This is a genomic window from Acidiphilium sp., from assembly GCF_049977125.1.
In the GTDB taxonomy this organism is placed as follows: Bacteria; Pseudomonadota; Alphaproteobacteria; order Acetobacterales; family Acetobacteraceae; genus Acidiphilium.
Genome location: NZ_JBMFGY010000010.1, coordinates 2385 through 17031, shown reverse-complemented (window position 1 = coordinate 17031; position 14647 = coordinate 2385). Strand labels below are relative to the sequence as shown.

The following is a 14647-nucleotide window of genomic DNA, read 5'->3' as shown; positions in this document are numbered from 1 at the left end:
GGCCCGCTTGTGCCAATCGGCGAGGATTTCAGGTAATCGGCGTTCAATTTCACGCCAATAGCGTCGAATTCGCCGGTATATTCAACCCCAAGCGTCGCGGTGTTCTTGCGACGGGAATTGCTGATGCCCCCGGGAGCGGCGGCGAGCGTCGCGCAGCCAGGGCCAGCGACGGCGCAAACCTCGCCTTCCTTGAACCCGTTCGAATTCGGCTCGAAATCGATGCCGGCCTGGAAGCCCGCAATGTCAGGCGAGATATAAACGATCTTATTGGTGGTGTAGAGCGCACCAGCCGAGGTGAACAGGCCGGACGGCGCGGTCACCGACGGCACCGCGGAGCCGACGCCGCCGTCGGAATCCCAGGCGTTACCGTCGCCGTAGTTGAAATATTCGCCGGTCGCCAGCAGCCACCAGATACCGTCGGTCTGGCCGACACGGACAAATCCAGCGTCCTTGGTGCCGGCATAGCCATAGGCGCGGCGGATCACGAGACCTTCGGTGGCCGTGCCAGCCGAGCCATTCTCGTCAATACCCTGGCCCGCGGCGGTGTAGGCCGTGCGCAGTTCAACCGCGACGCCATATTGCAGCCCACCCTCGGTCTGCGCATCGAAACCCGGATACAGACGCAGGAAGCCGGACATGCCGATCGGGTTCAGCTTGTAGCCGCCGACGTTATTGGCGGTCGAACCGATGTCGTTGATCTGATCGTTCAACAGGCCGTTCAAATGAACCACCAGCGTGCCGGGTGCCGGCGGCTTGGCTGCCTGTGCGTGCGCGGCACCGGTGGCTCCGGCCACCATGCCCAGCATGGCCACTGAGGCCAGTAGGAATTTGCGCATGTAGTCCTCCATGTTGCCGGTTAGCCGGCGTGAACCCTGTTAACGTCTCGTCTTTCATCGTGTTCGATGACGGTTTCCACCGAACGATGATTTTGCCGTGACTGGCTTGGTCTTCGGCGCAAGACGGATAAAAGACATTTCCAGGACGCGAAGCAATATGCGCGATGGGTCGAAGGGGTTATTTCGACCCGTTGTTGTTTCGGCGCAACAGTATATGTCACAGTGATGACAGCGCCTCGATCACGCCAAACCCGGCACCATGCCGGCCGATCCGGCGGCCGGTGCCGCCGTTGATGCCGCCGAGTGCCAACATCGGCGTGGCGTGATCGCGCGCCAGCGCCGCCCAGCGGCACGATCCCAGAGCGCGCTGCCCGGCATGGCTCGCGGTGGCAAAAGCGGGCGAGACAAAGATCATTGTCACCCGCGCCCGAATTGCGGCCCTGCGTTGCGCTGGATCATGCGCTGAAGCCGTGGTGACGCCGCCACGGTAGCCCGTGCGGGGCCGCACCCCGCCGCGCAGATGCAACCCGGCACGGCAGGCCGCCGCCAATCGCCAATCCCCCGCGACGACCAGCGGCAAGCGTCGCGCCCGGCACAGCGCCGCAACGCGAAGCGCGAGATCCGCGCGATCCGCGGCACCGTCATGGCGAAACACGACGCCGCAGACATCGCGCGGCAGGCGGGCAATGATCGCCAGAACATCGGGTTGCCGCGCGGCATCGGTGAACAGCCATAGCGTTGCACCGGGTGCGCGGCGCCGGCGCTTGACCGCACGGGCCAGGCTGATCAGTTGTTGGTCCATGACCCATGATCCGACGAGTCCCGACGTCGCTGCAACCCTGGCTGCAACCCTGGCTGACGTGCGGTCCCGCATCGCCCGTGCCGCCGGTGGGCGCCGCGTGGAATTGATCGCGGTATCGAAAACCAAACCGGCCGCGATGGTTGAGGCGATGATCGCTGCCGGGCAGCTGGTGTTCGGTGAAAACCGGGTGCAGGAGGCCGCGCTGAAATTCACCCCGCTGCGCATCGCCCATCCGGCGATCGATCTGCACCTGATCGGACCGCTCCAGACCAATAAGGTGCGCGACGCTGTTTTGCTGTTCGACCAGATCGAAACCCTCGATCGTCCGAAACTCGCCGATGCCCTCGCCGCCGCCGCCGAACGGGAGGGCGATCTGCCGCATCTGCTGGTGCAGGTGAACATCGGCGACGAGCCCCAGAAGGCCGGCATCGCCCGCGCCGAGGCCGATGGGTTCATCCGCGCCATGCGCGCCCGGTTCGGCGCCGCGCTGCAGGGTCTGATGGCGATCCCGCCGCTCGGCGCCGACCCCGCGCCCTATTTCCGGGATCTCGTCGCCATGGCTGACCATCACGGCCTGCCGATCCGCTCGATCGGCATGTCCGACGATTTCGAAACCGCGATCGCCTGCGGTGCCACGCAGGTCCGCGTCGGCTCGGCCCTGTTCGGCAACCGACCCGACAGCGCGACACCGCTGGGCAGCTGAGTTCAGCCCGATCGATCGATCCTGGGGCGTCATGCTTTCAGCGTAACGCTCCAGCTCCATGTTTTTCGAGCGATTTCATGCGATGATGTCGCCGCTTCCGCGTCAACCTAATCGCCTATCGCCCTAATCGGCGGCTTCGGCATAGGCGGAGAGTGGCGCGCAACTGCATACCAGGTTGCGATCGCCATAGGCATTATCAACGCGTTTGACCGGCGGCCAGTATTTGCCGGCATGAACGAACGGCAGCGGAAATGCCGCCTGTTCGCGCGTATAGGCATGAGACCATACCGTGGCCATGACCTCGGCGGCGGTGTGGGGCGCGTGTTTCAGCATATTGTCGTCGCGCGGCAGAGTCCCGGCGGCGATGCTTGCGATTTCCGCGCGAATTTCGATCATCGCATCGCAAAACCGGTCGATCTCGGCCTTCGACTCGCTTTCGGTCGGTTCGATCATCAGCGTGCCCGGCACCGGCCATGACATGGTGGGCGCGTGGAAACCGTAATCTTGCAGCCGCTTGGCGATGTCTTCCACGACGACGCCGGTATCGGCCTGAAACTGCCGGCAATCGATGATGCACTCATGCGCGACCGTGCCGCCGGCGCCGGTGTAGAGTATTGGAAAATGCGGGGCCAGGCGGTGCGCGATATAATTCGCGTTGAGGATGGCGATCTGGGTCGCTTCGCGCAGCCCATCCGGTCCCATCAAGCGGATATAGGCATAGGGGATCGGCAGGATCGAGGCGCTGCCAAACGGTGCGGCGGCGACCGGACCGTAGCCGGTGGCGGGGCCGGCGTCCGCGCGCATCGGATGATTGGGCAAATGCGGGACAAGATGCGCGGCAACCCCGATCGGGCCGACGCCCGGCCCCCCGCCGCCATGCGGGATGCAGAAGGTTTTGTGCAGGTTGAGATGACAGACATCGGCACCGATCGCGGCCGGGCTGGTGAGGCCGACCTGCGCGTTCATGTTCGCACCGTCCATATATACTTGCCCGCCAGCGGCATGGACGCGCTCGCAGATGGTGCGCACGCTCGACTCGAACACGCCATGGGTCGAGGGGTAGGTGATCATCAGCGCGGCAAGCCGTTCGCCATGCAGGCTGATCTTGGCGTCGAGATCGGCGAGGTCGATGTTGCCGTCCTTGTCACAGCCGACCACGACGACACGGTACCCGGCCATGGTGGCCGAAGCGGGGTTGGTGCCATGGGCGGATGACGGGATCAGGCAGATCGTCCGCTCACCCTGGCCCCGGGCGGCGTGATACGCGCGGATGCAGAGCATGCCGGCGTATTCGCCCTGCGCCCCGGAATTGGGTTGCAGCGATACCGCGGCAAAGCCGGTGATCCGGGCAAGGTCACGGCCAAGGTGGTCGATCAGCGCGGCATAGCCGCGGGTCTGGTCGGGCGGCGCGAACGGGTGGATGTCGGCGAAGGCACGCCAGGTGATTGGAATCATCTCGGCGGTCGCGTTGAGTTTCATCGTGCAGGAACCGAGCGGTATCATGCTGCGGTTGAGTGCGATGTCCTTGTCTTCGAGGCGTTTGAGATAGCGCAGCATCGCGTGTTCGGAGCGATGGGCATGGAACACCGCGGCGGTCATGAAGGCGCTGCGGCGGCGGAACGGCCCGAGCGGCGTGGCCATCGCCGCGGCCTCGCCGCCGAGAACGGCGGCAAGCGCCGCGAGTTCCGGCTGGGTGATCGCCTCATCGAGCGCAATGGCGATGCCGGTGGCGTCGATCCGGCGCAGGTTGAAGCCGCCATCGAGGGCGCGCGCCATGATCGCCTCGGTCTGCGATCCGGTTTCCAGCGCGATCGTGTCGAAAAAAACCGCATGGCGCAGTGGAATGCCCGCACCCGCCGCGGCGCCCGCGAGGAGGCGGGCCGCGAGGTGGATGCGCGCGGCAATCCGGTTCAGCCCCTCCGGCCCATGCCACACGCCATAAAATCCCGCGATAATCGCGAGCAGAACCTGCGCGGTGCAGATATTCGACGTCGCCTTTTCGCGGCGGATATGCTGCTCGCGGGTTTGCAGCGCAAGCCGCATCGCGGGTGCGCCAGCGGCATCGATCGAAACGCCGACGAGGCGCCCCGCCATATGGCGTTTCAGCTGATCGCGCGTCGCGAAATAGGCCGCGTGGGGGCCACCGAACCCCATCGGCACGCCGAACCGCTGGGTCGAGCCCACCACGATATCGGCCCCCATCTCGCCAGGCGGCCTCAGCAGGGCGAGCGAGAGCGGGTCGGCGGCGACGATGGCCAGCGCGCCGGCGGCATGGGACGCGGCAATTTCGGCGGACAGATCGCGCACCGCCCCGGTGGTGCCGGGATATTGCAGCACCATTGCGAAAGGTTGTGCCGCGCCGATCGCGGCGGTATCGCCGGGTTCGATGTCAGCGATGCTCCACCCAAGCGGCGCGGCGCGGGTGGCGATGACCGCGCGGGTCTGCGGATGCACATCGCTCGCCACGGCGATCACGGTGGATTTACCCTTGTGCACCGCATGGGCCAGCGCCACGCCTTCGGCGGCGGCGGTGGCTTCGTCGAGCAGCGAGGCATTGGCGATGTCCATGCCCGCGAGTTCGGCCGTCATGGTCTGGAAATTGAGCAGCGCCTCCAGCCGGCCCTGCGCGATTTCAGCCTGATAGGGCGTGTAGGCGGTGTACCAGCCGGGGTTCTCCAGCACATTGCGCAGGATCACCAGCGGTGTCACCGTGCCGTGATAGCCGAGACCGATCAGGCTGCGCTTGACCTGATTCTGCGCCGCGTAGCGCCGCAGGTCATCGAGGATTTCACCTTCGGTGAGCGCCGCCGGCAGATCGAGCGGTTGCGTGCTCAGGATCGCGCCTGGCACGGTGCGCGCAATCAATGCCTCGATCGAGGCATCGCCCAGGGTGCGCAGCATGGCGGTGCGTTCATCGGCATTTGGCCCGATATGGCGGTTGGCGAAACGATCCTGGGCGGAGATCGCGTCGAAAGCAGTCAGATTGTCCGGCATGATGGCACTCCGATCAAAGCGATTGCACGAAGGCCCGATAGTCATCGGCGGAGAGCAGCGCGCCGAACGCGGCGGGGTCATCGAGGCGGAGCTTGAAGAACCAGGCACCGGCCTCGGCATCCTTGTTCACCGCCGCCGGATCCTCGGCGAGGGCCGCGTTGAGCTCGGTCACGGTGCCGGCCAGCGGGGCATAGACGTCCGACGCCGCCTTGACGCTCTCGACCACGGCGCAGGCCTCCGCCGCATCGACATGTCGCCCCGGTTCCGGCAGTTCGACGAACACGACATCGCCGAGGGCGGATTGCGCATGATCGGTGATCCCGATGGTTGCGATGTCGCCCTCGAGGCGGGCCCATTCGTGGTCCTTGGTGAAGCGGGTTTCGGTCATGATCGGGGGCCTTTCAGCGGACGTAGCGGTGGGGAATGAAGGGCAGTGGCGTTACCAGCATCGGAATATTGCGGCCGCGCAGGACGGCGCGCAGCGATACCCCATCCGCAGCACTATCGGCACGGACGTAGCCGAGCGCGATCGGCGCATCGAGACTGGGGGCGAAGGTGCCGGAGGTGACCCGGCCGACGGCAACACCATTGTGATCGAACAATTCGGCATCGTGGCGCACCGGCACACGCCCCTCGGCCCGCAAACCGACCAGCATTTCGCGGGGACCCCGATCGTGGATCGCGCGCACGGCGGCACCGCCGAGAAAATCCCAGGTCATCTTGCGCCGCTTGCCGATGGCGAAGCCGAGCCCCGCCTCGATCGGATTTCGATGGTCGTCGATATCGTTGCCATAAAGAGGCAAACCCGCTTCGAGCCGGAGCGAATCGCGCGCGCCGAGGCCGGCCGGTTTCACCCGCGGATCGTCGAGCAGCGCGGTGGCCAGCGCCTCGGCATGGCTGGCCGGCAGGCCGATCTCAAAACCGTCCTCACCGGTATAGCCGGAACGGGTGATCGTCAGGCGGGTCCCCAACGCGCTGACGGCAATGGCGTCCATGAAGCGCATGGTGGCGGTTTCGGGGATCAGTGATTGCAGAACCGCCGCAGCATCCGGACCTTGCAGAGCGAGCAAGGCGCGGTCGAACTGGGTCGACAGGGTGACATCCGGCGGCAGATGCGCCGCGATATGGGTCGCATCGATGGTTTTGCGCCCGGCGTTCAGCACCAGAAGGAGGTGATCACCCAAATTCGCCACCATCAGATCATCGACGATGCCGCCCGCCTCGTTCATCAGCAGCGTGTAGCGCTGGCGACCCGGTTTCAGCCCGGTGATATCACCGGTGACGATCCGTTCGAGCGCAAGGGCAGCGCCGGGGCCGGACAGGCGCGCCTGTCCCATATGTGACACGTCGAACAAGGCCGCATGGCTGCGACAATGCAGATGTTCGGCGATGATGCCCTCATACTGCACCGGCATGGCATAGCCCGCGAAATCCACCATTCGGGCGCCGAGACTTCGGTGCAACGCATCGAGTGGCACCGTCAACGGTTGGTTCAACGTATCATGATCGGCCAAAGGTCAAGAATCCCCCGCGCATCCAGCGGACGGGTACAGAACCGTCCAGACTGACCCCCCTCTGTCGCGGAACCTGAGAGATTCGGAACGGGGTTACTCCGGTCCTTACGCCGTCGGTGCGGCGCATCGCGCCGGCTTTCCAGAGATTCGTTTTTCCACGCGGTCCTTTGTGCCTGAGCGTTTCCGGGGGCCGGTTGCGCCTTCGGCGATGATGCGAAGTTAGGGGTTGGCTCCCCTCGCATCACTCTCTCCCGCGTGGGAGTTCGAATACCTCTTCATTGACTGAGCCGGCGGCCAAAAGCAAGCGCGGAAATATCAGCCAGGCTCCCGCGTGCCCACATCCCGCAACAATGATCAGCCGGACGGGATCAAACCGACATGTTGAGAAGAGACCCGCGGGGCATTGCGCCATTGGCCGGCGGGGTCGTTGCTGGCGGCGTACTGGGCGAGGCCGGCGGCGTACCGACCGGCGCCATGCGCATGGGCGGAATTCCGAGACTTGAGGGCCCGATAGGGGCGGCGAAAGCCGAAAACGATGCTGCTGCGATCATGAGCATGAGAATAATCAACATTCCCTAATAATAAGTTAACAGATCGCGTCATACCATCGATCTTAAGTCGTATTATCGCCCTCTCGCAGGGTTCGAAGTACCGCGGGCAACGCATCCGCCAGATCTTCGGCGATCAGACCGACGCCAATCCGCCGTGCCGCCGCGCCATGCAGCCAGACCCCGGCGCAAGCCGCCGCGAACGGCGCCATATTCTGGGTCAGCAATCCAGCGATGATGCCGGCGAGCGTGTCGCCCGACCCCGCCGTGGCCAGATCAGCCGGCGCGTTGTCGTTGATCGCAGCGCGTCCGTCCGGTGCGGCGATCACGGTATCGGCACCCTTGAGCACCACGACGGCGCCGATCGCCACGGCGGCCGCCCGGGCGCGGGTGAGTTTGTCGCCGGCGAGTTCTGGAAACACCCGCCGAAATTCGCCCTCATGCGGGGTGACCACCGCGACACCGCGCAACCGCGCCGGACGATCGGCACAGGCGGTCAACGCATCCGCGTCGGCGACGATGACGCGGCGCGCCGCGACCAATGCGTCGAGCGCTTCACCGGCCGGCGCCACGCCGAGGCCGGGGCCGCAGAGCCAGACCCGGCGACGGTGATCGGCCAGGAGTTCGGATAACGAGTGTGAACTGCTCATAATTCCTGGCGGCGCCCCGATGATCGCGGCCGCGCCAACCAGCGTAACCAGCCCAGCGCCGGCGCGACGGGCGCCGTTTGCTGCCAGAATCGCCGCACCTGACATCGGGCCTGCCAGAATCGTCAGGAGGCCACGATCGTATTTCTGACCCGCGCGCGCCACGCGCGGCAAACGCCATAGTGACGGCGTGTTGCGCCAGAGCGATGGCCTCACCGTGGCGATTGCGGCAGCGGGCATGCCGATATCCGCGCATATAATGGCACCACAGTGCGTTCGGCCGGGCAACAGCAGATGACCCGGCTTGCGCGCGACGAAGGTGATGGTCAGATCTGCCACCGCGGCGTGGCCTCGGATCGCGCCGGTCGTGCCATCGATGCCGCTGGGAATGTCGATCGCCACCAGCCGACGCGCCGCGCCAAGCAGCGCGCCCAGATCGGCGCCGAGGTCGCGGGTGAGGCCGGCACCCAGCACCGCGTCGATCACCAGATCGGCCGCGCGCACGCGTTCGATGTCAGGCGCCACCGTCACGCCGCGCCATCGGGCTGCGGCGACCGCGGCATCACTGTCCGGGCGCGGCGGCGCGATCGGCGCGACGGCGATCGACCAGCCGCGCTGCATCAGGAGACGTGCCGCGACATAGCCGTCACCGCCGTTGTTTCCGGGTCCCGCCAGGACCAGAACCCTGCATGGACGGTAGCGCCTTGCGACGGCGCGGGCGACCGCGGTCCCCGCCTGTTCCATCAGATCAAGGGTTGGCACACCGCTGTGGGCGCTCGCCTGATCGATCCGGTTCATTTCATCGGTGGTGAACAGCGTTTCCATACCGCGTATGTGGGACATTCGGTTCAGGATTTGCTAGACTCGATCTGCAACCGGAGGCTTCGATGGTCAAGGTGATTGCGGTGGCCCAGCAAAAAGGCGGGGCCGGCAAAACGATGGTGGCGGCCCAGCTCGGCGTGGCACTGGCGGATGGGCGCAGGGTCGGGCTGCTCGATATCGATCCACAGGGGTCGCTGTCCGCCTGGGGTCGGTTGCGCGCGGCTAATCCGAAAGTTCAAGTTGATCTGACCGTCGAGACGGTGTCGGGCTGGCGGCTGGCCGGGGCGCTGGAGACCATGCGGCGGGCGCACGACATCATTTTGATCGACACGCCGCCGGTGCTCGATTCCGATGCGCGACGCGCGATCCGCGGCGCGGATCTGGTATTGATCCCGCTCAACCCGACGCCGCCTGATCTATGGGCAGCAGAGGGCACACTGAAACTGGCCGCCGAAGAACGGCGCGCCGTTGCGTTGCTGTTCAACCGCGCGCCGGCGGCCTCGAAACTGCGCCGCCGGATGGAGGCGGAAATTGCCGCCCGCCGGCTGGTGATGCTTGAAGATGCCTTGGGCAATCGCGCAGGGTTCGCGAATGCCTTCGCCGACGGGCTGGGGATCTCGGAAACCGCGCCCGGTAGCGTCGCCGGGAGCGAAATCGCGGCACTGGCCGCGCGCATCATCACCATGCTGGGCTGAGCCGCGGGGTGGCTGTGGAAATTTCCCTGCTGCTGGCCGTTCATCTGGCGGGGTTCGCCGGCTGGACCGGATGCCTCGGCGGATTTCTGCTGCTGGGCACTGTGGCCACGCCGCTGTTGCGCGCCTGCCTGTTCGCGATGCCGATTACCCTGGCGTCGGGCTGGGCGCTCGGATTTCTGCAATTCGGCCAACCCGGTGCCTGGCCCTGGGCGGTGAACGCGATGCAGACCGCTGGAATCGCCATGGCTGTCGTTCTGCTGATCGCCTGGTTCGGCGCACGGCTCCTCCTGCGGGATGGCGAGGCATCCGGCGACGCGGCGGTCATTGACGCCGCCACCCGCCGGCTGACCCGCTTGATCGCGGTCGATCTGCTGCTCGGCGGCATGAGTCTCGGCTTCGCGGTACTCGGCCGCTTCGGATAATTTACGAATATATCATAAATTAATCTGGCTATCTCGGCATGTAACACATTTTTTCTTTCAATCCGCCCGGTCTGCGGCGAAAGGGTCTTGCTCGATTGTAAAAAATCCGCCATCTCTCGCTGGTGGCGCTTACGGGAATTCGACAGGTCGAAATCGGCCAATCGCTTCCCATTGGTGCCAGCCGCCAAGTTTAGGGAGCCTCTTTATATTGCATCTGAATGATGCTGGCCGGTCTAATGACCGGCCTTTTTTTTGCTCGATCTGCACCGAGATCGGCGATTGCCAACCAGGACCATCACGGCAGGAAGTGGGGGGCTTCTGTTGCCCGGTGCCCCCCGAACCGCGCTTATCGCTTATGCAGCGACAGCGAATGCCTCGAAATTATCGTTGGCACCTGTGATATAGCCCGATAACGGCGGTACAATGCCGAGCGAAAGATGGGTCTTTACCGTGCGTGTCGAGCCTGTTTCGCCCCCGTGATCCGCCCCTGAAGGCGGAATTTGGTGGAGGCGCCGGGTACTGCCCCCGGGTCCACAACACTTATTCCACGCACCGTTTATCGCCATAGCCGGTTGCCCGGCTCCATCGATATAGGCGATATGGGCGCGCTGCGAAAGGGACCATGATGAACCTCACCGAAACTGACCACGCCGAGATCGACGCCGCGCGCGCCCAGGTCGCCTCGACCCGCCGCGCCACGGTGCCGGCGTTGGAGGCGATGCTGTTCACCGCGGTGCCGGTGCTCGACCACGGCTTCCTGCGGGTGATCGATTACATGGGTGACGATGCGGCGGTGGTTCAGGCCGCGCGGGTATCCTACGGCCGCGGCACCCGCAAGGTCAGCGAGGATGAGGGGCTGATCCGCTATCTGATGCGCCACCGCCATTCAACCCCGTTCGAGATGTGCGAGATCAAGTTCCATGTGAAACTGCCGATTTTCGTCGCCCGACAATGGATCCGGCACCGGACCGCGAGTGTGAATGAATATTCCGCTCGTTACTCGGTGATGGACCGCGAGTTCTACATTCCGGCACCGGAGCATCTGGCCACGCAATCGGCCAGCAACCGACAGGGCAGAGGTGAGATTCTGGACGGCCGCGAAGCCGCGGACGTGCTCACGCTGTTGCGCGATGATGCCGACCGGAACTATGCGCATTATGAATTCATGCTCAACGAAACCGGCACCGACCCAGCGCGGCACGGTCTGGCGCGGGAACTCGCCCGCATGAACCTGACGCTGAACACCTATACGCAATGGTACTGGAAGACCAACCTGCACAACCTGTTCCACTTCCTTTCCCTGCGCGCCGACCCGCATGCGCAATACGAAATCAGGGTCTACGCCGAGGCCATGCTGAGCATGACCCGCGCCTGGGTGCCGGCGAGTTGCCGCGCATTCGAGGAGTATCGGCTGGGTGCGGCCATTTTTTCCGCAACCATGTTGGCGGTGCTGCGCCGGATGCTCGACGGTGAGGCGGTCGAGCCGGCGTCATCCGGCCTGTCGAAGCGGGAATGGACCGAAATGATGGCCATGCTGGGCCGCTGAACCTGCGCCTCTTTACGATGTGATCGGGTCGGCCGGCCAAATCATCACGGATTTGGAATATAACACTTGACGTTCGCCGCTGGTCGCCGTTCATTATCTTCTTGCCGTGGTGTAAACTTAGCATTACACATATCGGTCGTACGCCAGGAGCAGACAATGAATCGTGATCACAAGTTTATCGCCCAATGCGACAAGGCTTTGGCAGAGATCCGCGCAGCGGGGCGTTACCGGCGCTTCGTTGCGCTTGAGAAACTCGCGGATCGCTTTCCGTATTATCGGGTCACAATGGATGGCAGGACGGAGGACATCCTTGTCTGGTCCTCGAACGACTATCTGGCAATGGGGACCGACCCCGAGGTGATCGACGCCTCGATCGAAGCCGCCCGCACCATGGGCGCCGGTGCCGGCGGAACCCGCAACATCGCCGGCTCGTCGCCAATCCACGTTGCCCTTGAAGCCGAACTCGCCTCCTTGCATGGCAAGGACGCGGCGCTGTTGTTCACCTCGGGCTATGTGTCGAACCAGGCGACTCTCGGCTCGATCCTGAATGCGCTGCCCGACTGGCATGTGTTTTCCGACGCTCAAAACCATAATTCCATGATCGTCGGCATCAAGGGCGGCAAATCCTCGACGGTGCATGTGTTCAAGCACAATGATCTCGCCGATCTCGAACGCCTGCTCGCAGAAGCGCCGCCGGATGCTCCGAAGATGGTGGCGTTCGAGAGCGTGTATTCGATGGATGGCGACATCGCGCCGATCGGGGCAATCTGCGACCTCGCCGATAAATACAACGCCATCACTTATCTCGACGAAGTCCACGCGGTCGGCATGTACGGCCCGCATGGTGGCGGCGTCTCCGAGCGTGACGGCGTGGCCCATCGCCTGACGATCATCGAGGGAACGCTGGCAAAGGCCTATGGTTGCCATGGCGGTTATGTCGCGGGCGATTCCAGCGTGATCGACTATATCCGGTCGACCGCGGCCGGCTTCATCTTCACCACCGCCCTGCCGCCGCCGACCGTCGCCGCCGCCCTCGCCTCGATCCGCCGCCTGAAGATCGATCAGGCACGCCGCGATACCCTGTTCGCCCGCGCCGAGATGCTGAAGGCGAAATTTGATGCCGCCGGGCTGCCGCGCCTGCGATCGGCAAGCCACATCGTCCCCTTGATGATCGGCAACGCCGCCCGCGCCACCGAGGTTTCGATGCGCTTGATCCGCGAGTTCGGCATGTATGCCACCCCGATCAATTATCCGACCGTCGCCGCCGGCACCGAGCGCTTGCGCTTCACCCCCGGCCCGAAGCATACCGAGGCGATGATGGATGATCTGGTCGATGCGCTCAGGCATATTCTGTCTGGTGAAAGCGCTGTAGCCGCCGCTTGACCCGCCGGGTTGCGACCGGGGAACACTCTCGCTATAGCGGTCGCGTGGCCGACATAGCTCAGCGGTAGAGCAACTGATTCGTAATCAGTAGGTCCCCGGTTCAATCCCGGGTGTCGGCACCATATTTTTCAATGTCTTATGAGATATTTTCGGGATGTCATCAGACCCCTGAAAAAATAGCGGACCCCCAGCGGACCCCGCGCGCGCCGTCTGGCATCCGGAGTCACAGTCTCGTGATAAGACGATGGTGGTTCATGCGTCGCTGATCTGGTGGTTAAAAATCAATGAATTCGGCATTGGCTACGCAATACGCGCGCACGCGCGCGTACTGGTCACTTAAATCGACCAAGCGACGCAATCGGTTATCGTGCTGACAGTGCGGACACTGCGGACAGGTTTTGCTAGTCTGCGCCTAGCCGGTCATTGCGGGATTGAAATGCCCCCAGAGTATACTGGCAGGGGAGGGACCCAAAGTTTAGACGCGACAGAGTTCGGCGATATTCAGGCCGCTTGCATGACCGAAACCTCGACCCGTTTGCCAAGCCCGCGCAAGGCGGTCTCGACCTCGCCGATGTGGCTGCGGTGCAAAGGGTCGAGCAGGCGACGGATCGCGCGTTCATCCTTGCCCATGCGTCGCGCAAGTTCGACCTTCGATAGACCGGCCTCGGTCATCGCGTCATGCAAGGCGAGCTTCGCCGCTTCCAAGGCGGTCACTGAAATCATGGGGCGGCCCTTCGCGGGCGAAGGTCGCGGCAGAGGCTCGCCTTCCTCGACATAAAAAGACAAAGCAGATACCAGCGTATCCGCCGCCCGCTCGATGGCTTCGGCGCGTGTTACACCAGCGGTGATGGCTTCCGGCACGTCCGGAAAAGCGACCGTGATCCCGTCCGCCGCTTCATCGATCTCGATTGGATATGCAAACCTCATGATTCAGTCCTTCAAGTCAGATTCCGAAATGCCCAGTTGCCGCAAAATTGCTTTATAAGTTCCGATCGGTAGGTCTCCCCGATGGATTGGCACCACGCTGCGGCAACCGCCAAGCCAAATCTTCCGATGACTTCCTTTCCCCGATTCCGCCCGGTACGTGACGCTATTGCGGGCGGCGTATCGTTCGATCGCCCGGATTAGATCATCGACTCTCACAATCCTAAGATGCGCCCAAAACGGTCGCTAGGCAAGCATAATTCGGACATAACTGTCCGGATTATGCTTGGTGCGATTTGCGTCGTGGTCATTTTTGTGGCACCAGACACGCGCGCGGCGCTAATCAATCCGCGCCTTCCCCTTTTTAAGGGGCCGTGAGCGGCAATCATGGTGCGTTGGCAGGGTGTGATTTGCGGTCGTCCGAAGACAAGCGGATAGGTTCCATACTTAAGCAGTGGCTTGTTTACGCAGCGAGATTCAGTCGATAGACCCCGCGCCCGGCGGTCCCGACCACGCCAAGGCGGACCAGGCCGGCGAGCACTGAATCGACTTTCGGGCGGAGCGCGCGGCCTTTGAACCGTAGTGCGAGATCGGCGGCGGCGATGCCGGCGGGGGCGGTGGCGAGGGCGGCCATGATGACGGCGGTTTGCGCGACCTCATCGGCGGGGAAGGCGTTGCGGGTGGCTTCGGTGCGTTCGGGGCGGAGATCGCCGCCGGCGAGGTCGAGTTTTTCATCCGGGCGGCCGTAGCGGGGGATCTGATAATCGGGGCGGAGCCAGCGGACGATGCCGCGCGCTTCCTCGGCCCGCCT

At 64.1% G+C, this 14647-nt stretch carries 13 protein-coding genes, 1 tRNA gene, 1 other RNA gene, 1 pseudogene and 1 riboswitch; of the genes and pseudogenes, 6 read left to right on the top strand and 10 right to left on the bottom strand.

Going from position 1 to position 14647, the window contains the following annotated elements; all coding sequences use genetic code 11:
* Both ACP5E6_RS03210 and ACP5E6_RS03205 read right to left on the bottom strand, forming a co-directional pair.
* Nucleotides 1-836 (bottom strand): annotated as a pseudogene (locus tag ACP5E6_RS03210) (porin); the annotation flags it as partial.
* 217 nt (nt 837-1053) lie between these two features.
* Entirely contained in the window at nt 1054-1638 is a 585-nt protein-coding gene (locus ACP5E6_RS03205; protein ID WP_427951583.1) for a thiamine phosphate synthase, read from the bottom strand.
* On the opposite strand from ACP5E6_RS03205, the gene ACP5E6_RS03200 reads away from it, so the two are divergent.
* Complete coding sequence (locus ACP5E6_RS03200; RefSeq protein ID WP_427951580.1) at nt 1637-2341, top strand: YggS family pyridoxal phosphate-dependent enzyme; 705 nt, start codon at nt 1637-1639, stop codon at nt 2339-2341. The genes ACP5E6_RS03205 and ACP5E6_RS03200 overlap by 2 nt on opposite strands.
* Nucleotides 2342-2464: 123 nt before the next feature.
* Here the strand turns inward: ACP5E6_RS03200 and gcvP are convergent, their stop codons facing one another.
* From gcvP to ACP5E6_RS03180, 4 genes are all read right to left on the bottom strand, one after another.
* Nucleotides 2465-5335 carry an aminomethyl-transferring glycine dehydrogenase gene (gene gcvP / locus ACP5E6_RS03195; protein WP_427951577.1) on the bottom strand — a complete coding sequence of 957 codons (2871 nt, stop codon included), beginning with the start codon at nt 5333-5335 and terminating at the stop codon, nt 2465-2467.
* A 13-nt stretch (nt 5336-5348) separates the two neighbouring features.
* Entirely contained in the window at nt 5349-5723 is a 375-nt protein-coding gene (gene gcvH / locus ACP5E6_RS03190; protein ID WP_427951574.1) for a glycine cleavage system protein GcvH, read from the bottom strand.
* Nucleotides 5724-5736: 13 nt separating this feature from the next.
* A complete protein-coding gene (gene gcvT, locus ACP5E6_RS03185) occupies nt 5737-6831 on the bottom strand; it encodes a glycine cleavage system aminomethyltransferase GcvT (protein ID WP_427951571.1) in 1095 nt (364 codons plus the stop codon).
* A 168-nt stretch (nt 6832-6999) separates the two neighbouring features.
* Nucleotides 7000-7113: riboswitch (glycine riboswitch) on the bottom strand.
* Between the two features lie 349 nt (nt 7114-7462).
* Nucleotides 7463-8887 carry an NAD(P)H-hydrate dehydratase gene (locus ACP5E6_RS03180; RefSeq protein ID WP_427951569.1) on the bottom strand — a complete coding sequence of 475 codons (1425 nt, stop codon included), beginning with the start codon at nt 8885-8887 and terminating at the stop codon, nt 7463-7465.
* Nucleotides 8888-8931: 44 nt separating this feature from the next.
* Between ACP5E6_RS03180 and ACP5E6_RS03175 the strand changes: the two genes are divergently transcribed.
* A complete protein-coding gene (locus ACP5E6_RS03175) occupies nt 8932-9561 on the top strand; it encodes an AAA family ATPase (RefSeq protein ID WP_427951566.1) in 630 nt (209 codons plus the stop codon).
* A gap of 8 nt (nt 9562-9569) precedes the next feature.
* Entirely contained in the window at nt 9570-9983 is a 414-nt protein-coding gene (locus ACP5E6_RS03170; protein WP_427951564.1) for a hypothetical protein, read from the top strand.
* A gap of 306 nt (nt 9984-10289) precedes the next feature.
* On the opposite strand, the gene ssrA is transcribed toward ACP5E6_RS03170, so the two are convergent.
* Nucleotides 10290-10603, bottom strand: a transfer-messenger RNA (tmRNA) gene (ssrA, locus tag ACP5E6_RS03165).
* Between the two features lie 5 nt (nt 10604-10608).
* Between ssrA and thyX the strand changes: the two genes are divergently transcribed.
* The 3 genes from thyX (at nt 10609) to ACP5E6_RS03150 (ending at nt 13034) form a co-directional block, all read left to right on the top strand.
* Nucleotides 10609-11529, top strand: a complete 921-nt coding sequence (gene thyX / locus ACP5E6_RS03160; RefSeq protein ID WP_427951561.1) for an FAD-dependent thymidylate synthase — start codon at nt 10609-10611, stop codon at nt 11527-11529.
* A 156-nt stretch (nt 11530-11685) separates the two neighbouring features.
* Complete coding sequence (hemA, locus tag ACP5E6_RS03155) at nt 11686-12912, top strand: 5-aminolevulinate synthase (RefSeq protein WP_427951559.1); 1227 nt, start codon at nt 11686-11688, stop codon at nt 12910-12912.
* Between the two features lie 47 nt (nt 12913-12959).
* Nucleotides 12960-13034, top strand: a tRNA-Thr gene (locus tag ACP5E6_RS03150).
* A gap of 379 nt (nt 13035-13413) precedes the next feature.
* On the opposite strand, the gene ACP5E6_RS03145 is transcribed toward ACP5E6_RS03150, so the two are convergent.
* The 3 genes from ACP5E6_RS03145 to ACP5E6_RS03135 all read right to left on the bottom strand — a co-directional run.
* Complete coding sequence (locus ACP5E6_RS03145; RefSeq protein WP_427951556.1) at nt 13414-13839, bottom strand: type II toxin-antitoxin system HicB family antitoxin; 426 nt, start codon at nt 13837-13839, stop codon at nt 13414-13416.
* 3 nt (nt 13840-13842) lie between these two features.
* Complete coding sequence (locus ACP5E6_RS03140; RefSeq protein ID WP_427951553.1) at nt 13843-14055, bottom strand: type II toxin-antitoxin system HicA family toxin; 213 nt, start codon at nt 14053-14055, stop codon at nt 13843-13845.
* A gap of 244 nt (nt 14056-14299) precedes the next feature.
* Nucleotides 14300-14647 (bottom strand): hypothetical protein (locus ACP5E6_RS03135; RefSeq protein ID WP_427951551.1); only part of this gene is annotated, 348 nt, incomplete at its 5' end.